Here is a 20127-nt window from a genome sequence, read left to right on the forward strand (position 1 = left end):
CATGCCCAAAATCCTCCACATCCAGCCAGCCCTCCCCCGCTACCGCCTCGATTTCTTCGAGCGGCTCAGCCAGCGGTATGGGGCGGATATGCGGGTCTGGTACAGTCCCGGCTCTCTGGGGGCCCTGACCAGCCCCGTGCAGGCGGAATGGGCGATTGCTGTCGGCCCTATGCGCCACCTTCCGGCTGGTCTTGTCTGGCAACCGGGGATCGCGTTTCTGCCGGTGCGCGGGGGTGATGTCGTCGTGCTGTCGGGCAATCCGCGGTACCTCAGCACGCTTGTTCTGCTGCTCCGCGCGCGACTGCGTGGGGCGCATGTTGTCTGGTGGGGACATTACTGGAGCTCGACCAGCCGCCGCTGGCGCCAGCTGCTGCGCTACCTGCCGATGTCGCTGGCCCATGCGCTGCTGTTCTACACCGATGATGAGGTCGAAGCCTTTCGCGCTGACGCTCTGGGGCTTGGCAAAGGGGCGGTTCTGGCGGCGCTGAACAACGGGATTGATATCGCCCCGATCCGCGCCCTGCGCACGCCCTACCGCGCGCCGGACCGTGACCGCGCGCTTCTGTTCATCGGCCGCCTGACCGTCAAGGCGGATCTTGCGCTGGGGCTGGAGGCGCTTGCACGGATGGGGCCTGAGGCGCCGGTGCTGCATGTGGTGGGTGATGGTGAAACCCGTGAGGCGCTGGAAGCACGGGCCGCGCAGCTGGGGCTGGGCGAAAAGGTGGTCTGGCATGGGGCGCTGACCGATGAGGCGCGTATCGCCGCCGTTGCCAACCGTTGTCAGGCGTTTCTCTATCCCGGCGAGGTGGGGCTGAGCCTGATCCATGCGATGGCCTATGGGCTGCCAGCGCTCGTTCATGACACGCGCCGCCACCATATGCCGGAAATCGCCGCGTTCCGCGACGGCGTGACCGGGCAAAGTTTCCGGCACGGGGATGCGGCGGCGCTCGCGGTGGTGATGCAGGACATGCTGGCCGATGCGTCGGCGCTGGAGGCGCTGTCAGGCGGCGCGAGGGCGGCCATCGGCCCGGATTTCACGACCGAGGGCATGGCCGCCCGCTTCGAGGCGCTGGTCCGCACACTGGAGGAATCGCGTTGAGAATTGTCCATGTCGCTTCGGCCCTTGTCAGGAAAGCCGCCGGAGTGCGCGAGGTTCTTCTGGGTCTTGCGCGCGCGCAGTCAGAGGCTGGTGCGGATGTGACGGTTCTGGGGCTGGACCATCCGGACTGGGCAGCGGAACAACACGAATGGGAAGGGATCAGGACACGGGTGGTGCCTGTGGCAGGCCCTCTGCGCCGCCTTGGCTATTCCGGCAAGATGACGGAGGCGCTGCGCGCGCTCGACCCTGACATTGTGCATCTGCACGGGCTCTGGATGCATCCGGGCCGCAGTGTTCTGCAATGGCACAGGGCGACCGGCAAGCCCTATATCCTCTCGCCGCACGGGATGCTGTCGGATGTGGCCCTGTCCTACGGGCGCAGCAAGAAGGCTGCCATTTCGTGGTGGTTTCAGAACGCGGTTTTTGCCAGCGCCGAGCGCATGCATGCCACCAGCGAGGCCGAAGTGGCGGAGATCCGCAAGAAGTGCATTGCCGCCCCGGTCTGTGTGGTTCCCAACGGCATTGCTGACCCCGGCGTGCAGGATTACCCCGCGACGCCCGGCAGGACGATCCTGTCGCTTGGCCGCATTCACCGCAAGAAGGGGCTGGATTTTCTGATCGAGGCCTGGAGCACGCTTGAAGCGGATTTTCCCGGATGGTCCGTTCAGATCGTCGGGCCCGATGAGGGGGGGGAGGCTGCGCGCCTGAAAGCCCTTATCGCCAGGCTGGGTGTGAGCCGGATCGCGCTCACCGGGCCGGTGTTCGGCGATGAGAAGCTGGCGCTGATGCGCCGGGCGGGCATCTTTGCCCTGCCCACCCGCAGCGAGAATTTCGCGCTGACCGTTGCGGAAAGCCTGATCCTTGAAGTGCCGGTCGTCGCCTCGGAAGGGGCGCCATGGGCCGGGCTGGAAACCGAAAGATGCGGCTACTGGGTGCCCATCGGAGCCGCGCCCATGGCCGAGGGCCTACGCAGGATGATGACACTGGATGACGGCGAGCGCCGCCAGATGGGGGAGCGCGGGCGTGCATGGATGCTGGGCGCCTATTCCTGGCAATCGGTCGCGGGTGATTTGTTGAAATGCTACGCGCAAACACTGGAACGCACGCCATGAAAGTCGGCCTTCTCACCTACCATTTCAGCGACAATTACGGTGCGCTCATGCAGGCCTATGGGCTGCGCCAGTGGTTCCTTGATCGCGGTATCAGCGCGGAATTCGTGAACTATGAGCCTCCCTATGTCGAAGAGGGCGGACCGCTGGACCGGCCCTGGAAACCGGCGTTGTGGCGCAAGAACGCGACGATTCTGTATATGAAACTGTCGCATGTGCAGCGTCAGCTGTTCGGGAACCGCGCCCAGCGGGCCGCTTTCGCTGATTTCCGGGCAGAACATCTGGGAATCAAGGGGGCGCGCCTACGCGATGCGGCCTCGACTTCACCCGGGATCGGCGGATTTGACATGCTTGTCTGCGGGTCTGATCAGATCTGGAACCCCTCGATCCAGCGCGGGCTCGATCCGGTTTACTTCCTTGATATTCCGGGCGCGGAGAAGGCGCGGAAAGTGGCTTATGCGCCCAGCTTCGGGCGCAGCAGCATCGAGGCCATGCATATGCCTGAGCTGGCGCGTCTGGTTCAGGGGCTTGATGCGGTTTCGGTGCGCGAAACCAGTGGCCTGTCCATCCTGCAACAGGCAGGTATCGAAGGGGGTCAGGCACATGTTGTCCCCGATCCGACCGTTCTTCTGGGGGCTTTTCCGAAACTTCTGAACCAGCCCCTTGTGCCGGACGACAGTATTTTCTGCTACGCCCTGCGCAGCGATGCCGTCATCCGCGACGTGGCCACCGCAGCGCAGACGCATCTGGGAGGCCGCATCATCGGGCCGCGCAACACACGTCAGCGATGGGCCGATATCGGTGAAGGGGTCATTCCCGGCCCGGTGGAATGGCTTCAGATGCTGGCACGCGCGCGCATGGTGGTGTCGAACTCATTCCACGGTGTTGCGCTGAGCCTTGTGCTGAACCGCCCCTTCATCGCCGTCGCCCTGCCGGGAAAGCGCGCGGGCATGAATGCGCGGGTTCTGAACCTGCTGGAACTGACCGGGCTTAAGGAACGGCTGGTGGAAACCGCCGACCCTGCCACCATCCGCAGGCTTGCCGACACGCCGGTTGACTGGTCGATGGTCAATGACCGGCTGGCACATCTACGCGCGGATGCAGAGGCCTATCTGGAGGCCGAGATTGCCCGGCTGCGGGCACAAACCGTATGAAGCAATATAAATACGTCAACCATCTGTCGCGCCGGAATCAGATGGCGCGGCTGATCTGGGGCATAAGCTGCGGGCTTCTTTTTCGCCCGACACCACGCTGGGCGCTGAACGGATGGCGCTGCACGGTGCTCCGGCTGTTCGGTGCGGAAATCGGAACGGGCTGCAGGATCGACCCCAAAGTGCGTATCTGGGCGCCGTGGAACCTGTCGCTGGGCGATTATGTCGCGCTTGCTGAAGGGGTGGATGTCTATTGCGTTAGCCGCATCACCATCGGCTCAAAAGTGACAATCAGCCAGCGCAGCTTCCTGTGCACCGCCAGCCACGAGACAACCAGTCTGAACCGGCCGCTGATTCACGCACCGATCAGAATTGGCGATCATGTCTGGGTCGCTGCCGAGGCAATGATCCAACCGGGCGTCGTGTTGCATGAGGGTGCGGTTGTCGGTGCCCGGGCGGTCATTCGCCGCGACGTTCCGGCATGGACGATCTGGGCCGGAAACCCAGCGCGCGAGGTCGGAAAAAGACGGATCGCCGAACAGGCAACACAGATATCATCGGAGCAGCAACGTGCGCGGTAAGATCATTCGGATTGCCAAAATCTTTCAGGTATTTGGCGAATATGCTCAGGATATCTGGCTGTTCCTGCGCCACAACGGGTTTTCACCCTTTGAAGAGCAGGCGCGAAGGCTTTCGCACAAGACGATCATCGAGGCACATACGATCGAAAAGGGGCTGGCGCTGCCACGTCCGAAGCCACATTTCGGGCAGGACAAGATCAAGGCGCTGCTCGACATGAACAAGGGCTGGACGCCCCCGGCAAACGATCTGTCGCGCAGCATGCTGCTGGGCGCGCTGCGCGATTACCGCACAACATTCGCGGCGATTGATCCGCCCAGTCCCGCACTGGCTCAGGATGTCGCGCGCTTTCTTGAACAGCCGGAAACGGCGGGCGCTGCCGGAGGGGTGACAACCCATGCGGGGCATGAAATCGCCCGAAACGCGCAGGCGATCGACTTTCTTGGGAGCCGGTTTTCGGCGCGTGACTTCGGCCCTGAACCACTGAGCGCCGCGCAGGTCCGGGACGTGGTGGAGCTGGCCCAGAAAGCACCATCCCAGTGCAACCGCCAGTCCGTGCGCCTGCATGTTTACCGTGACCGCGCGATGATCACCCGGTTGCTGGAACTTCAGGGCGGGGCGCGCGGCTTCATGGAGGTTGTTCCGACCCTCTTTGTCGTTACCTCGGAAATAACAGCCTGGGGCGGGCCGCAGCAGCGCAACCAGCTTTATGTGGATGGCGGTATCTACACCACCATGCTGCTGCTTGCGCTGGGGGCACATGGCTTTGCCTCCTGCCCGCTGAACCTTGCGGTGACCAACGGCACGGAAAGAAAGATCAAGGCCACAGGTGGCATTCCGGGCCGGGAGCGCCTTGTGGTGATGATCGCCGCGGGCTCACCGCCGGAAGGCACGCTCAGGGCTGCACGCTCGCCGCGATGGGCTGCCGATGCCGTGCTCAGCCTGCACGACTGACGCCATGACCCTGACCACCGTCATCCTGACCTTCAACGAAGAGCGCCATATCGCGCGCGCCATCGGCGCTGTCGCCGCGGTGTCGGACCGGGTTGTGGTGGTGGACAGTGGCTCCACCGATGGCACGGTCGATATTGCGACAACGCTTGGCGCGCAGGTGCTTGTTCATCCGTTTGTCACGCAGGCCAGGCAATTCAACTGGGCGCTGAGCCAGCTTCCCGCAGATACGGACTGGGTGTTCCGGCTGGATGCGGATGAAGTGGTATCCCCGGCGCTGGCGCAATCCCTCGCCGCTTTTGTCGCGCAGGACGGCGCCGGTGCCGCCGGTGCCGAGGTTCTTCGCCGCATCGCCTTTCTGGGCAGGCCCATCCGCTGGGGCGGGCTGTTCCCGGTGCCCATCGTGCGGGTGCTTCGCTTTGGCAAGGGACGCTCGGAAGACCGCTGGATGGACGAGCACATTCTGCTGGATGGTCCGGTTGCCGCCCTCAAGGGTGAACTTCTGGATGATAACCTGAACTCGCTCACCTGGTGGACGGCGAAGCACAACGCCTATGCCAGCCGCGAGGTGGTGGAACTGCTTGATCTGGAACATGGATTCCTTCAGCGCGGCACCGCAAATACCCTTGGCGGCGGGCAGGCCGGGCTGAAGCGGTGGCTGAAGGAAAAGGTCTATTCCCGCCTCCCCGGCGGGCTTCGGGCGCTGGTCTATTTCCTTTACCGCTACCTGCTGCGCGCCGGTTTCCTTGATGGCCGCGAGGGGTTCGCCTTTCATGTGCTTCAGGGCTTCTGGTACCGCTTTCTGGTGGACACCAAACTGTCGGAGGTGCGCGCCTATATGGCCCGCCAGTCCTGCAGCGCGCCCGACGCCATTGAGGCGGTTCTGGGCATAGACGTCACCCGCTAACCCCCGCGCAGGTTTTGTCCGTCAGCCAATGCCGGGCATATGCGCCCCAACCTGCCAGCTACGGCTGGGGATCCCTGTCACCACACGCGGCCCAGTCAGCGCGCCGCAAGGGCCTGGCGCTGCATCCCCGGCTGCATCCAGTCACAACACCAAGGCCGGGCCAGCCAAAACCCTGTTTCCCCTGGCGCTGACCACCCTCCGTTCTCACAGGCATTAAGCCTGAGGTCGGTAGAAAACTGGCCGCGCGCCACCACTCTCCAAACTTCCAAAAAAAGGCATGAATGATGACCAAACGGGCACTCATCACCGGAATCACTGGCCAGGATGGCTCTTATCTGACCGAGTTCCTTCTTGAGAAAGGCTATGAAGTGCATGGCATCAAGCGCCGCGCCTCGCTCTTCAACACGCAGCGGATTGACCATATCTATCAGGGGCCGCAGGAAAGTCACCGCCGCCTGAAGCTGCATTACGGCGATCTGACCGACAGCTCCAACCTGACCCGCATCATCGCCGAGGTTCAGCCCGACGAGGTCTATAACCTTGGCGCCCAGTCCCATGTCGCGGTCAGCTTCGAGGCACCGGAATACACCGCCGATGTCGATGCAATGGGCACCCTGCGCCTGCTTGAGGCGATCCGGTTTCTGGGGCTTGAAAAAAAGACCCGCTTCTATCAGGCTTCCACTTCTGAGCTCTACGGCCTGGTGCAGGAAATACCGCAAACCGAAACCACGCCTTTCCACCCCCGCAGCCCCTATGCTGTGGCCAAGCTTTACGCTTACTGGATCTGCGTGAATTACCGAGAGGCGTATGGAATGTTTGCCTGCAACGGCATCCTGTTCAACCATGAAAGCCCGCGGCGCGGTGAAACCTTCGTCACGCGCAAGATCACGCGCGGGCTGGCCAATATCGCGCAGGGGCTGGAGACTTGCCTGCATATGGGCAATATCGACAGCCTGCGCGACTGGGGCCATGCGAAGGATTATGTGCGCATGCAATGGATGATGCTGCAGCAGGACGCGCCGGAAGATTTCGTGATCGCCACCGGCACGCAATATTCGGTGCGCGAGTTCATCACCTGGGCGGCGTCAGATCTGGGGATCACGCTGGAGTTTTCGGGCAGCGGCGTGAATGAGACCGCCACTGTGGTCTCGGTCAAAAGCAACATGGCTCCGGCAGTGAAGGAAGGCGATGTTATCGTCCGCATCGACCCGCGCTATTTCCGCCCCGCCGAGGTGGAGACGCTGCTGGGCAACCCCGCCAAGGCCAAGGCCCGTCTGGGCTGGGAGCCTGAGATCACGGCGCGGGAGATGTGCACCGAGATGGTCATCGAAGACCTGAAGACCGCGCGGCGTCATGCGCTGCTCAAGGAACACGGCATGGAACTGCCCATGACACTGGAAGGGTGAGGGAACATGCAGAAGATCTATATCGCAGGGCATCGCGGCATGGTCGGCAGTGCCATCCTGCGCCGGCTTCAGGCACGCGCGGCGGCGGGCGAGCCGCTGGCGCTGATCACCCGCACGCATAGCGAGCTGGACCTCACCGATCAGGAGACGGTGCGCGGCTTCCTGCAATCCGAGCGGCCGGATGTGGTGATCCTTGCCGCCGCCAAGGTCGGCGGTATCCATGCCAACAACACCTGGCCTGCCGATTTCATTTATGAAAACCTGATGATGGAATGCAATGTGATCCATCAGGCCTTTCTGGCCGGGGTGCGGCGGCTTCTGTTTCTGGGCTCATCGTGCATCTACCCGCGCGAAGCTCAGCAGCCGATGGCCGAGGATGCCCTGCTGACCGGCGTTCTGGAGCCCACGAATGAGCCCTATGCCATCGCCAAGATTGCGGGAATCAAGCTGTGCGAAAGCTATAACCGGCAGCATGGCACTGATTACCGCTCGGTCATGCCCACCAACCTCTATGGGCCCGGTGACAACTTCCACCCTGAGAAATCGCATGTCCTGCCCGCGCTGATCCGCCGTTTCCACGAGGCAGCAGCCGCGGGCCGCGCCGAGGTGGTGATCTGGGGCTCAGGCACGCCCCGGCGCGAATTTCTGCATGTCGATGACATGGCCGACGCCAGTCTTTTCGTGCTGGATCTGCCGCGCGACACCTATGAGGCGAACACGCAACCCATGCTGAGCCATATCAATGTCGGCGCGGGTGAGGACATCTCGATTCTGGAGCTGGCGCAGCTTGTGGCCCGTCTGACGGGGTTCACTGGCCGGATTGTCACCGACCCGTCAAAGCCTGATGGAACACTGCGCAAGCTGATGGATGTCAGCCGTCTGGCCGCCATGGGCTGGCGCGCCGGTATCACGCTGGAGGACGGCGTGGTTGACACCTATCGCTGGTATCTGAACAACCTTGAAACGGCACGGCTTTAAGTCACACTTAATAGGATACTTCCAATGACAGTTCTGGTGCATCCCGTTCTTTTGTGCGGCGGTTCCGGCACGCGGCTCTGGCCGCTGTCGCGTAAGTCTTTTCCCAAGCAGTTCGCCCGCATCACGGGTGACACAAGCCTGTTTCAGGAGGCCGCGAAACGGCTTTCAGGGGCGGGATTTGCCGCGCCGATGGTCATCACGGGCAATGATTTCCGTTTCATCGTGACCGAGCAGCTGGCGGCGATCGAGATCGCACCCCAGGCCATCCTGATCGAGCCGGAGGGGCGCAACACCGCGCCCGCCGCGCTGGCGGCGGCGCTGGTTCTGGCCGCGCAGGACCCGAAAGCGCTGATGCTTCTTGCGCCCTCTGACCATGTCATCCCTGATGCGGCAGCCTTCCGTGCCGCCGTCACCGCCGCCGCGCCGCGCGCGCTGGCGGGTGACTTCGTGACCATGGGCATCACCCCTACCCGCGCGGAAACCGGCTATGGCTATCTTGAGCTGGCGCCGGGCGGCCACCCCGATGCCACCGAGCCGCAACAACTGGCCCGTTTCATCGAAAAGCCCGATGCGGAGCGTGCGGCGCGGATGATCGCCTCGGGGAACTTCCTGTGGAACGCAGGCATCTTCCTGTTCACCGCAGCCACGCTGATCTCGGCCTTCCGCACGCTCGCCCCCGAAATTCTCGGCCCGGTCGAGGGGGCGGTGGCCGAAGCGCAGCCTGACCTGTCGTTCCTGCGCCTTGCCCCCGGCCCCTGGGACAAGGTGCCCGATATCTCAATCGACTATGCGATCATGGAGAAATCCGCCAATCTGGCGGTGATGCCCTATTCGGCGGGCTGGTCCGATCTGGGTGGCTGGGATGCCGTCTGGCAGGAAAGCGGGCCGGACGGGGCGGGCAATGTCACCTCGGACCACGCCACGGCGATTGATTGCCGCGATACGCTCCTGCGCTCGGAAAGCCCGCGCATTGAACTGGTGGGCATCGGGCTGGAAGACATTCTGGCCGTCGCCACCACCGATGCGGTGCTCATCGCCCATAAATCCGAGGCGCAGCGGGTGAAAGAGGCGGTGTCGGCGCTCAAGGCGCGCAAGGTGCCGCAGGCCACGCAGTTTCCCACCGACCACCGGCCCTGGGGCATGTTCGAAAGCCTGATCACTGGCCCGCGTTTTCAGGTCAAGCGCATCGTGGTGAAACCCGGCGCGGCCCTGTCGCTGCAATCGCATCATCACCGCTCGGAACACTGGATCGTGGTCGAGGGCACCGCGAAGGTGACGATTGATGACAAGGTGCAACTGGTGACCGAAAACCAGTCGGTCTATATCCCGCTGGGCGCCGTGCACCGGATGGAAAACCCGGGCAAGGTGCCGATGGTGCTGATCGAAGTGCAGACCGGCAGCTATCTGGGCGAAGATGACATCATCCGCTACGAGGATGTCTATGCGCGCGGACAGGGTGCCAAGGGATGAGCCTGACCTGCTTCAAGACCTATGACATCCGCGGCCGGTTGGGTGTCGATCTCGATGAGGGTATCGCCTTTCGCATCGGGCGTGGCTTTGCCCGGGCGCTGGGGGCGCGGCGCGTGGTGTTGGGCCGCGATATCCGCGCCTCGTCCGAAGCGCTGGCCGCCGAAGTGGCGCGCGCGCTGGTGGCCGAGGGCTGCGAAGTGCTGGATCTGGGCCTTTCCGGCACCGAAGAGATGTATTTCGCCACCACCCATTTTTCGGCCGATGGCGGCATCTGCGTAACCGCCTCGCATAATCCGATGGATTACAACGGCATGAAAATGGTGCGCGCGGGTTCTGCGCCGCTTGATGCGGCTACCGGGCTTGCCAGCATCCGCGCTTTGGCCGAGGCGGATGAATTTGGCCCCGCCCTGCCCGGCGGCAGCCAGCGCGATGTCGCCACTGAGGCCCGCGCGGCCTATGTGGCGCAGGTGCTGACCTTCACTGACCTCACTGCGCTCAGGCCGCTGAAGATTGTCGTCAATGCGGGGAATGGCGCAGCGGGGCCGACCTTTGACGCCATCGCCAGCGCGCTGGCCGCGCGCGGCGCCCCGCTTGAATTCATCCGCATGCATCACGAACCCGACGGGCGCTTCCCCAACGGAATCCCCAACCCGCTGCTGGTGGAAAACCGCCCCCCCACGGCGGAAAGGGTGCGCGCCGAGGGGGCTGATATGGGCGTGGCGTGGGACGGCGACTTTGACCGCTGCTTCTTTTTCGATCACAACGGCGACTTCGTGGATGGCGAATATATCGTCGGCCTGCTGGCGAAGGTCTTTCTGACACGTGAGCCCGGCGGCTGCATCATCCACGACCCGCGCGTGATCTGGAACACGCGCGATGTGGTGGCGCAGGCGGGCGGGCAAGCGGTTCAGGCGCGCACCGGGCATGCCTTCATCAAACAGGCAATGCGCGATCAGGGCGCGGTTTACGGCGGCGAGATGTCGGCGCATCACTATTTCCGCGATTTTGTCCATTGCGACAGCGGCATGATCCCCTGGCTGGTGATGGCCGAACTGATCAGCCGTGAAGGCCCGCTTGCCGCCCTTGCCGCCACCCGCCGCGCGGCCTTCCCGTCGTCAGGCGAGATCAACTTTCACCCTGCCGACCCGCCCGCCGCCATGGCCCGCGTCCGCGCCCGGTTTGAACCGCTGGCGCACGCGGTCGATGAAACCGACGGGATCAGCCTCGATATGGGTGACTGGCGGTTCAACCTGCGGGCATCCAACACCGAGCCGGTGGTCCGGCTGAATATGGAAAGCAAGGGGCGGGCGCTGGACCCGTTCATTGCCGAGGTAAAGGCGCTGGTGGGCGGGGGGCCGTAAACAGCCGGTCTTCCCCCATTGCAAAAACACATCGTCAGGCCCCAGGGCCTGACTTTTTCGTTCAGCGGATACGTATCAAGGCCTGATGCTTATTTATTAAGCGATCGCCCGGCCTTCAACGCGAAACAAACTGTCCGAGTTTTGAGAAATTCTTGGTCAGCAAGGTGCCCATTCCGCCAATCCGGTTGCGCCGCAGCGCTATAAGGTCTTCCCGGCTTTTCTGATAGATCTTGGAAAGGTCACGGTTACTGACCCCACCCAACCGCATCCGGTACAGCACTTCGGGAATATAGACCGGGGTTGCGGTGGTCTGCGAGAAATAGCGCAGGATGAAATCGTAATCCGCCGCGATGCGGAACTGCGTGTCGTAAGAGCCGATCCGGTCAAATACCTCCCGCCGCAGATACAGTGTCGGATGCGGTGGCATCCAGCCGCGTTTCAGCCGCGCCGGGTTGAAAGCTCCCGATGACCAGTGCCGGATCACCCGCCTGGTATCGCCCTGCGCGACATAATCGAGGTCGCCATAGACCGCCTCGACCCCGGGCGCGGAAAAGGCACTGGCTACACGCTCCAACACCCTGTCATCGGCCAGAAAATCATCGCTGTGCACCAGCCCGACCACATCGCCGGTGGCCCGCAAAATTCCCTTGTTGATGGCGTCATAAAGGCCGCTGTCGCGCTCACTGTGAACAACCATCCTGTCGTGTCGCACGGTATCGAGCGCCATCAGCGTATTGTCGCGGGATTTGCCGTCAATGATCACATGCTCGATGTCAGCGTGGCTTTGACGCGCAACGCTCCGGACGGCTTCGGCGATAGTATATTGCGCGTTGTAGACGGCCGTGACGATAGAGATCTTCATGATGGTTCGCCCTGCCCAGAATTCTACGGGTTTGTGTGAGTCGCTTCGCGCTCAGGAAATGCCCGATGGTTGTGAGGTCTCAGACTGAGGCCGGCGTGTTCACACTGCCCTCAGTCCTCGCGCGAACGGTATTCGTAGCGGTAGGAATAGCCGTAGCCATAGCCATAGCCGACGTCCCCTGCCTTGCGCGGATCAAAGCCATTGAGCACCACGCCGGTTAGCCGAACACCGGCCGTGCTCATTGTTTTCCTGACGGCTTCAATCTCGATCTTGGGCGTAAGGTCATGGCGCGCGATCAGCACGGTCGCGCCGACTGAGCGGCCCACGATGACCGGGTCAGTCACCGCCAGCGCCGGAGGACAGTCAAATATCGTCAGGTCAAACTCGGCGTCAAGGGCATCGACCAGGGCACCAAAGTCACGCCGCATCAGCAGTTCCGAGGGGTTGGGCGGGTAGCTGCCACTGGCGAGGAAAGAGAGATTGGGCAATATCTCGTAGCGCAGCGCGTCCTCCAGCGGGACAGCGCCCGCCAGCACTTCGGCCAGACCGGGCTGGTGGCGCGGAAGATCAAAATGGCGCCGCAACTGGCCGCGGCGCAGGTCGGCATCCACCAGGCAGACCCGCTGTCCCGCCTGCGCGGCAACGACGGCAAGGTTGAGCGCGGTAAAGCTTTTGCCCGCCTCGGGGGCAGAACTGGTGATCGCCAGCGAGCGCGTGCGCGCGTCGATCATGCCGAAGTGCAGACTTGTCCGCAGCGAGCGCAACCCCTCGACTGCAAGATCGGTCGGCTCGTCAACCGCCAGAATCGGCAAATGGCCTTTGCGCTTGTGCTTGATATCGGCATGCACGGTGTAGTTGATCGTGGCGAAGACCGGCAGCCCCATCTGCTCCAACTCTTCCGCCGATTGCACACCCCGCCGCATCCAGCTGAGCATAAGCACAAAACCGCAGCCCGTCAGTGCACCCAGCAGAAGCGCGATGGCCAGAATCAGGTTGCGTCGGGGCGCCACAGCCCCACCGGACGAGGCGGCCGGATCAACGATGCGGACATTGCCCACCGTGCTGGCCCGCAGCATCTGCATTTCCTGTGCGCGACTCAGCAACCCGGTATAGACGCTCTGCGCCATTTCCACGTCGCGCGACAGGTTCAGAACCTCACGCTGGGTCACTGGCAGTTCGCCGATCTCCTCGCGCAGAACCTCCAGCCGGTCTTCCAGCCGCGCGCGCTCGGCGAGGAACTGCTGGTAGGTCGGATGGCTCGGGGTGTAGCGCTCACTCAACTCATCATCGCGCACCTGAAGCTCGCGCAACTGCGCTTCAAGGCTTGTGACCTGGGTCAGCAGGTTCTGTGTCTCAAAGGACAAGTCGATCGAGCCCTGTTGCTGGCGATACTCGTTCAGCGCCCGTTCGACGTTGCGCAGCTCAATCTCGGCCTCGGGCAGTTGCGACTCGATGAACGCAAGGCCGCTCTCAGCCTCGGCCGCACTGCGAATGATATTCTGGCGCAGATAGGCCTGAATGACAGCGTTGAGGACACGCGTCGCTTCAGCCCCATTCGGCCCCTGAAACCGCGCCTCCAGGATGCCGGTCTGCCGCCCGCGTTCGGAAATCGAAAGCCCGCCACGCAGCCGTCCGATGGCCTGGAGTTCGTTGGTCTGACGGATCGTGAATTCCCGATTAATCGGCGCATTGATCTCTTCGATGCGAAGGGCAAACCCCCGCACATCATCACGCAAGGTCTGGCCTACAACGCCCTCATGCGTCTGGCCTGACGGATCAGTCACGCGATAGCCTGTCTCGGTCACCTGCAGCAGGAACTGCCTGCCCAGCCATGCCGGCGGCACCTCCAGAAACGACAGCGCAAGCGACTCACCGGGACGCGCATAAGGCTCCATGAAAGCGACGCTCGGCAGCGGCAATGAATAGCGTGACAGCATGGTGCCGATCAGTGGCGCCAGTCTGGGCTGAACCTGCCAGTCAAGACTGAGGTCAGCAACCACCTGCCCAAGAACCAGTCGTGAGCGAACAATTTCCACCTCGGTCATCGTACGCGGACTGTTGTCTGCCAGGTCACCCAGCCCTGCGGGAAGTGCGAGCCGGCCCCCGCGCGATTCCAGTTGCAGCAGGGCATCGGCCTGATAGGTCGGCGCTGTATTGGCGACCTGAAACGCGCCAAGAGCCAGCGCCAGCGCCGAAAACAGCGCGATGCGCCAGCGCCCCGCCCACAGGATGCGGGTCAGGCGGCCCAGGTCAATCTCATCACTCGGTTCCGGCTCGCGGGACATCGCTTGCCGTTCCGGAATATCCTGCATGTCGCGCAACGGCTTCATCTCCTGTCCAGAACGTTCTTCAGGAGCCAGTCGCTCCAGGCGTCACCGGCAGCAGAAATTGCCTGAAACACGTTTTCATGAAATTCCAGTGATTTCCGGTAAGGGTCTGCGATACCGCGCGCGCCCGTCCACTGGTCAAATAGAAGGCAGCGCCCGGATAATTCGGGTGCCTGCCAGGCAATGGCATTTTTATGAACAGTTTCCATAACAAGGATCAAATCATTCTTGCGCCCCAGCGCGGGCGTGAACTGCCGCGCCACATGCCCCTCAAGTGACAAGCCATGCTGCGCGGCAATCTGCGTGGTGCAATCATCTGCACCTTTTCCTTCCAGCGCCCCCAGTCCGGCAGAGCTGACCGAAATCAGCGTCTCATCAAGCCTGGCGCGCAGCTTGCGCTCAGCCACAGGAGAACGACAGACATTGCCCACACAAACCACCAGAACCGACCGGATCATGCCCATGGGCGCTACCGCGTCACGCGTTCGACAGCCCAGACCGCCTGAACCGAGGGCATGAGCCGGCTGATCGTGTCATTCCAGCGCTGCAGCGGTGAGCGGACGACATAGACCACATCGCCGGGCTCAAGCACGAAGCGCGTTCCCAGCAGGAGCCCTTCTGGCCGGTCTGTCTCCAACTGGAAGACACGCATGCGCGCCTCGTGCTGACGGAAAACAAATACACCGCGCGCATCGGCGCGCCCGTTCGCAAGGCCGCCCTGCCGGGTTATGGCTTGGGTCAGTGTAACCGGCTCACGCGACAGGTCGATTGCGTCGGGCTGGCTCACCTCACCCAGCAGAAAGGCCTCCTGCGCATGGCGACGCGGCACATGCACGACATCTCCGTCACGCAACAGCGGGTTGTTGCTGGTGATCGCGGCGGTGAAGAACCCTTCCACATCAATGATGTGGCGTTCCCCGCCGCGCAGCAAGGTGACCGCCCGCGTGTCAGCGCTGTCACTCATGCCCCCTGCGGCGTTGATCGCGGCGACAAGGTTGAGCGGCACAGTGGTCACTGCCTGGCGGTTGGGCCTTTCCACCTCACCAGTAACCACCACGGCCTGCGAGTTGAATGCGGCCACCCGCACCTCAAGTTGCGGATTGGGGATGAATTCTGACAGGCGCTGCGTCAGATCTTCGCGGATCTGTTCCAGCGGGCGACCACGGGCCTGAACCTGCCCGATGAACGGGTAGAAAAAAGTGCCGTCGGCCTGCACCCGAAAGCCTGATTCCTCAGCCGTGCGCTGCGGCCCGGCCGGCAATGTCAGTTCGGGGTGGTCGAAAACGATGATCGACAGGATGTCGCCCGGCCCCACCCGGTAATTCCAGCCACCGCCTGACGGCAGCCTGCTGACCGCATGCCCGCGCGCGGGCGTGACGAAGAAGGCGATATTGGTGGCATCAAGTCGGATGATCTCGACGGTATCGGCAAGCCCGCGTTGCGCACCGGGGGTTACCGGGAAAGAAAGGGTGCCGTCTGCGCAAGCGCCCAGCGCAGCCAGAAGAACAGCAGCACCAAGTGTGCGCCATCGGATACCTACGTTTAATATCATGTTTTCACTGAGCTCTTGAGGACTTGCACTGTCCGGTCGCCGGGTAGATACGAGCCCGAACCCTGGACCTCAAGCGCGTTAAGCCGGATGTTGCGTTCTTCAAGCAGGTTAACAAGCTCACCATGCAGTTCCGATGACAAGCGCAGTCGCCACATGCTTTTCTTGTCATGCTCCTCGAACTCCAGCAATCCGTCAGAGCGCCGGTCGCGCAGAAACTTCAGCATTGCAGACTGGCCCAGATAGCCTGTCTCAAGCTGGTCCAGCGTGTTGTAAAGCCCAAGATCCGACTTGCCGTTATGCGCCGCCAGCATCAGCAAGAGCTCCCAGGTGGTCGCATTCCGACGGAAGGCAGACAACTGCCGCGAACGGGCGACCCTTCTCTCTGTTTCAAGCTCGAGTTCAAAGAAATGCCCGCTCACGGATGATCCTCTTGAGATGCAGCGCCTATCCGGATGAAACTAGGATGATCCGCGCAAGCGACATCACGGCACAGAAGCAAAGTATCATCTGGATCGGCGCACTAAAACAGATACAGGGCTACGCAACTCAAAAACCAGTACCAAATGTTCTCCAATAATAATATCCACATATTTTGTGCTTAATTTGAACACGCCATTACTGTTGTTATTTTGGAAACAACCAAAAGCTGAGCCGCGCTTGCAAAAAATAGCGATATTTTTTGGTCTCTTAATTTCGAGATGTCTTGCGGAGATCAGTGGGTTAGGCATTGACCGAAACAAAAAGTCGGTTCTCTCATAAATACCGGACAAGATCTGTGCTCTTTGCTGTCCGCGGTTATTAAATGCCAAAGGCGGCATATAAGTCATTTATCATGCCGGTCGCACACTTGTACTAGGTCATCCGCGCTGCGGCGCGAAGGAGCCACGCTGCCATGTATCTCGCCCAGCTCTTCGACCCCAGATTGCTCTACGCTTTTCTTGCTTCTGCACTGACCTGCGCAGCGATCATCCTCGCATTTTCATCGACCCATTTCCGATGGTTCCGCAGCGAAGACTCCCGCGCCGTCCAGAGCGCCCACAAGCGCCCCACGCCCCGGATCGGCGGCGTGGCGCTCATCGGGGCGATTGTGTTTTTTGCCGCCTTCCTGGCCGAAAGCGTGCTGCTGCGGTATCTGACCTTCTGCGCCACCCTGCTGCCGGTTTTCGCGGCTGGCCTTTCCGAGGATCTGGGTCTCCGGATTTCACCACGCCACCGGCTGTTCGCCTCGGCGCTCTCAAGCCTGCTGGCTGTTACCTTCCTGCAGATATGGCTGCCCCGCACCGATGTCCCGATGCTGGACGCGCTGATGACCTTTGCACCCTTCGCCATCGTGCTGACGGTCTTCCTGGGCGCCACGGCCTGCAATGCTTTCAACCTGATCGACGGGCTGAACGGCATGGCGGCGGGTGCGGCGGTGCTGAGCGCGCTGGCGCTTGCGGCCATCGCCCATACCGCCGGCGAGACGCTGCTGGCGCAGGCGTGCCTTCTGCTGGTCGCCGCGGTCACCGGCTTTCTTGTCTTCAACTACCCGCTCGGCCGGATCTTCCTGGGCGATGCCGGGGCCTATTCGATCGGCCATATCCTGTTCTGGCTGGCCCTCTTGCTGATGAACCGGGTGGAGAGTGTCAGCGGTGTGGCCCTTCTGCTGGTCTTCTTCTGGCCGGTCGCTGACACGATCTTCTCCATCTACCGGCGCAGCCTGCACCGGCGCGCCATCTCGCAACCTGACCGCCTGCATTACCACCAGTTCGTGATGCGTGCGCTGGAAGTGGTCTGGCTGGGCCGCGCAAACCGGCACATCGCCAATCCGCTGGCGACGGCGGTGCTGATGCCCATGGTGGCTGCCCCTGTCGTGGCCGGGGTGATGTTCTGGGACAACACGCCTGCCGCCGCCCTGTCGCTGCTGGTTCTGAGCACGCTCTTTGTCGGCAGCTACATCGTCGGCGTCCGCCTTGCCCCCCGGTTCCGCCGGGGGTCGCCGGTACGGCAACTGGCTATGGCGGGTGAATGACACCCACCTCGGCACACAGACAGAAAGGCTGATCCTCATGCACATGCGTCACGCAAATGCCGATTTTCTCGCCCGGTCTGACAGCCCTGCCGCGCAAAGCGATCCATGGTTCGTCGCACAGCTGAAGCCCAATTCCGAGGCCATCGCCCTGCGCAATCTGACACGGCAGGGTTTCAATGCCTTCGTGCCCCGCCATCGCACGACGCTGCGCAAGGCCGGGCAGTTCCGTGAAACCTTGCGGCCCCTGTTTCCCGGCTATGCCTTTGTGACCTTCAATCCAGAGGGCGGGCACTGGCGCGCCATCAACAGCACACAGGGCATTACCCGGCTGGTCAGTTTCAGCACGCGGCCCAACCCGCTGCCGGAAGGGTTTGTCGAAGGGCTGCGCGACCGCTGCGACACGCAGGGCCAGCTGCGCCCGATCGAGGCACTTGCCCCCGGCGACCGTGCCCGCATCACCGAGGGGCCCTTTTCCGATTTCCTGGTTCAGGTCGAATCGGTCAGCGATGATCAGCGGCTCTGCGTTCTGTTCGATCTGCTGGGCAGACAAACCCGCCTTGCCCTGCCCCATGCCGCGCTGTGCAAGGCCTGAACGGGGGCTGAACGGCACCTGAACAGGGGCCATCTGCGCACACGCCCTCCCGGCAGGGTGGTGCAATCGCTCTGCGCTGCAACCCGGCCACCCTATCGGCCAGCTTGGCAGGCGCCAGAACGAAAACCTTGTCGTCCCATTGATACAGAAGCCAGGCCATCTCCTGCCAGCCGCAGGAACGGAACCGCACGGTCAGCGCGCCATCGTCTTCCACGGTCACTTCCTGCGCGGGATGAAACATGAAGGTGCGCGCGCGATCGGCAACGCTGGGATGAAAGCGCCAGACGATCGCGCCGTTTTCGTTTTCTTCGTGGCGGCCACCAAAGGCGCGCGCCGCATGCGCTTCGATGCTGAACGCGGGATCGCGCTGGAATGTGCGCATGACCAGCCGCGCGGCGCGTATCTGTTCCAAGGGAAAGTCGCACATCGTTGCCCCCCGGTCCGGATCGCGCGCCACAAGGCAATGGCCGCCGTCCATGATCAGCCCGTGCGGCTCCACGAGGCGCGGAGCACGGGCATGGCCGTCCTCCCCGGCACAGTCAATCTCAAGCTGGTAGGGCCCTTTGAGCGCCTCTGCCACGGCCTCCAGCACCTGCGGCACAATCCCGTCCGGCGCAGGCGCCGGGAAGGACGCAAAGGCATAGGCCTCAAGGATCGGCTCGGCATCGGCTTCGATCCGTCGCGCATGGGCGGCGGGCATGGCCGCTAGCAGCCTGTCGCGCAGCGATTGCAGGGCGTGCACCTCGTTCTCGGCACCCTCGCGCTGCGCCCGCCGGATACCGATTTCCAGCGCGACAAGCTCATCGCTCCGCATGCCCTGCATGGCAACCAGACGCGTGCCGCGTAGCCGCCAGTGGCGGCGGCGCTCGTCATCGATGGTGATCTCGACATTGTCGAAAACCGTTTCGAACGCGCGCACCATGCGTTGCGCCGACCGGTGATCGGTGCCAAATTCCGCTGTTATATCTGTCAGGGTGACGCCACCATGACGGGCGGCAGCCATTTCAGCCAGACGTAGCAGATCTCGTGCCTTGCAAAGAGACAGGTCAGCCTCCATGTCATGTTTCGTCACCCTGTTTAGGGTAGAATGGAAACTGGACAATCCCGCATCTGATTCTCGCCGGATTCCGGACCCGGCATAGGGGCAGTTTTTGTAGGGTTCCGCCCGTTTCTTTGCCAGACGGCACAAATTGAAGGCACAAAAAGATGAACGTATTCAGAAGTGATCTCGCGGGCACGGCGGTGCCCCTGCTTCATCTGGAAAGCAACCAGGTTTCCGCCGACCTGTATTTCGAGCGCTCCGTGTCAGCTTCCCGGCGCCTTGCCGCCTTCCGGCGAAACGCCGCCACATGGGAGCTTTTGCTGCTGCTGGCAGCGGCGGACGGCTCGGATGAAACCGGTGTGTATCAGACGGTCGACAAGGTTCAGTCCATTGCTTTGGGCAGTTCGGCCTTGCTCAAATTCATCCGGGAACAAACCGACGCGGGAAATCTTCACCTTGAGGAAAGCGAACACAAACGCAGCAAACGGCTGATCCGGCTGGATCCCGCGCTGATGGAGGAGCTGTCAAAGCAGCTCAGTGAGCGGAACCGGGTGCTGATGTAAGCGCCCGCACTGCCTGACCCTTCCTGAGGTTTCCCCCGACCGCCGGCTTCCGGCGACAAAAGGCTGTAGCGGACCCTTGATCCGGGCTGACCGCTGACCTCGTCCGCCGGTCACGCAGGTGCCTGTTTTTTCAGAAGAGGGGGCGCTGCCCCCGTCCCTTCTGCTGT

Annotated in this window: 19 protein-coding genes; 13 read left to right on the plus strand and 6 right to left on the minus strand. The window is 62.6% G+C overall.

Annotated features, from left to right (window positions below; genetic code table 11):
* Window position 1: 1 nt before the first annotated feature.
* The 10 genes from V7Q53_RS12925 (at window position 2) to V7Q53_RS12970 (ending at window position 11011) form a co-directional block, all read left to right on the plus strand.
* Window positions 2–1099 (plus strand): glycosyltransferase family 4 protein, encoded by a 1098-nt coding sequence (locus V7Q53_RS12925; RefSeq protein WP_333828989.1) that lies wholly within the window; start codon window positions 2–4, stop codon window positions 1097–1099.
* A 44-nt stretch (window positions 1100–1143) separates the two neighbouring features.
* Window positions 1144–2211, plus strand: coding sequence for a glycosyltransferase (locus V7Q53_RS12930; RefSeq protein WP_333828991.1), 1068 nt, complete (start codon window positions 1144–1146; stop codon window positions 2209–2211).
* Entirely contained in the window at window positions 2208–3362 is a 1155-nt protein-coding gene (locus tag V7Q53_RS12935) for a polysaccharide pyruvyl transferase family protein (protein ID WP_333828992.1), read from the plus strand. The genes V7Q53_RS12930 and V7Q53_RS12935 overlap by 4 nt, the downstream gene beginning before the upstream one ends.
* The gene (locus V7Q53_RS12940; protein WP_333828993.1) at window positions 3359–3940 is read left to right on the plus strand and encodes a hypothetical protein; all 582 of its coding nucleotides are present in this window, start codon (window positions 3359–3361) and stop codon (window positions 3938–3940) included. Before V7Q53_RS12935 ends, V7Q53_RS12940 begins: the two co-directional genes overlap by 4 nt.
* Entirely contained in the window at window positions 3930–4892 is a 963-nt protein-coding gene (locus V7Q53_RS12945) for a nitroreductase family protein (protein WP_333828994.1), read from the plus strand. The genes V7Q53_RS12940 and V7Q53_RS12945 overlap by 11 nt, the downstream gene beginning before the upstream one ends.
* A 4-nt stretch (window positions 4893–4896) precedes the next feature.
* Window positions 4897–5796 (plus strand): glycosyltransferase family 2 protein, encoded by a 900-nt coding sequence (locus V7Q53_RS12950; RefSeq protein ID WP_333828995.1) that lies wholly within the window; start codon window positions 4897–4899, stop codon window positions 5794–5796.
* 284 nt (window positions 5797–6080) lie between these two features.
* Window positions 6081–7202 carry a GDP-mannose 4,6-dehydratase gene (gene gmd / locus V7Q53_RS12955; RefSeq protein ID WP_333829012.1) on the plus strand — a complete coding sequence of 374 codons (1122 nt, stop codon included), beginning with the start codon at window positions 6081–6083 and terminating at the stop codon, window positions 7200–7202.
* Between the two features lie 6 nt (window positions 7203–7208).
* The gene (fcl, locus tag V7Q53_RS12960; RefSeq protein ID WP_333828997.1) at window positions 7209–8180 is read left to right on the plus strand and encodes a GDP-L-fucose synthase; all 972 of its coding nucleotides are present in this window, start codon (window positions 7209–7211) and stop codon (window positions 8178–8180) included.
* A gap of 24 nt (window positions 8181–8204) precedes the next feature.
* Window positions 8205–9650: a mannose-1-phosphate guanylyltransferase/mannose-6-phosphate isomerase gene (locus V7Q53_RS12965; RefSeq protein WP_333828998.1), complete on the plus strand. Its 1446-nt coding sequence runs from the start codon at window positions 8205–8207 to the stop codon at window positions 9648–9650.
* Window positions 9647–11011: a phosphomannomutase gene (locus V7Q53_RS12970; RefSeq protein WP_333828999.1), complete on the plus strand. Its 1365-nt coding sequence runs from the start codon at window positions 9647–9649 to the stop codon at window positions 11009–11011. Before V7Q53_RS12965 ends, V7Q53_RS12970 begins: the two co-directional genes overlap by 4 nt.
* A 115-nt stretch (window positions 11012–11126) precedes the next feature.
* Here the strand turns inward: V7Q53_RS12970 and V7Q53_RS12975 are convergent, their stop codons facing one another.
* The 5 genes from V7Q53_RS12975 to V7Q53_RS12995 all read right to left on the minus strand — a co-directional run bounded on the left by V7Q53_RS12975 (window position 11127) and on the right by V7Q53_RS12995 (window position 16171).
* Window positions 11127–11873: a glycosyltransferase family 2 protein gene (locus V7Q53_RS12975; protein ID WP_333829000.1), complete on the minus strand. Its 747-nt coding sequence runs from the start codon at window positions 11871–11873 to the stop codon at window positions 11127–11129.
* Between the two features lie 110 nt (window positions 11874–11983).
* Complete coding sequence (locus V7Q53_RS12980) at window positions 11984–14203, minus strand: polysaccharide biosynthesis tyrosine autokinase (protein WP_333829001.1); 2220 nt, start codon at window positions 14201–14203, stop codon at window positions 11984–11986.
* Window positions 14200–14664, minus strand: coding sequence for an arsenate reductase/protein-tyrosine-phosphatase family protein (locus V7Q53_RS12985; protein WP_333829002.1), 465 nt, complete (start codon window positions 14662–14664; stop codon window positions 14200–14202). Before V7Q53_RS12985 ends, V7Q53_RS12980 begins: the two co-directional genes overlap by 4 nt.
* 5 nt (window positions 14665–14669) lie before the next feature.
* A complete protein-coding gene (locus V7Q53_RS12990) occupies window positions 14670–15752 on the minus strand; it encodes a polysaccharide biosynthesis/export family protein (protein ID WP_333829003.1) in 1083 nt (360 codons plus the stop codon).
* Window positions 15749–16171 (minus strand): hypothetical protein, encoded by a 423-nt coding sequence (locus V7Q53_RS12995; protein WP_333829004.1) that lies wholly within the window; start codon window positions 16169–16171, stop codon window positions 15749–15751. Before V7Q53_RS12995 ends, V7Q53_RS12990 begins: the two co-directional genes overlap by 4 nt.
* 473 nt (window positions 16172–16644) lie before the next feature.
* On the opposite strand from V7Q53_RS12995, the gene V7Q53_RS13000 reads away from it, so the two are divergent.
* Together V7Q53_RS13000 and nusG are read left to right on the plus strand one after the other, a co-directional pair.
* The gene (locus tag V7Q53_RS13000) at window positions 16645–17763 is read left to right on the plus strand and encodes an MraY family glycosyltransferase (protein WP_333829005.1); all 1119 of its coding nucleotides are present in this window, start codon (window positions 16645–16647) and stop codon (window positions 17761–17763) included.
* Window positions 17764–17800: 37 nt separating this feature from the next.
* On the plus strand, window positions 17801–18355 hold the full coding sequence (gene nusG / locus V7Q53_RS13005; RefSeq protein WP_333829007.1) for a transcription termination/antitermination protein NusG: 555 nt from the start codon (window positions 17801–17803) through the stop codon (window positions 18353–18355).
* On the opposite strand, the gene V7Q53_RS13010 is transcribed toward nusG, so the two are convergent.
* A complete protein-coding gene (locus tag V7Q53_RS13010; RefSeq protein WP_333829008.1) occupies window positions 18264–19412 on the minus strand; it encodes a helix-turn-helix transcriptional regulator in 1149 nt (382 codons plus the stop codon). The genes nusG and V7Q53_RS13010 overlap by 92 nt on opposite strands.
* Window positions 19413–19561: 149 nt before the next feature.
* Here V7Q53_RS13010 and V7Q53_RS13015 point away from each other — a divergent pair, with 149 nt between their 5' ends.
* Window positions 19562–19960 (plus strand): hypothetical protein, encoded by a 399-nt coding sequence (locus tag V7Q53_RS13015; protein WP_333829009.1) that lies wholly within the window; start codon window positions 19562–19564, stop codon window positions 19958–19960.
* Window positions 19961–20127 lie beyond the last annotated feature (167 nt).

It is taken from the genome of Pararhodobacter sp., assembly GCF_036802785.1.
Lineage (GTDB): Bacteria > Pseudomonadota > Alphaproteobacteria > Rhodobacterales > Rhodobacteraceae > Pararhodobacter.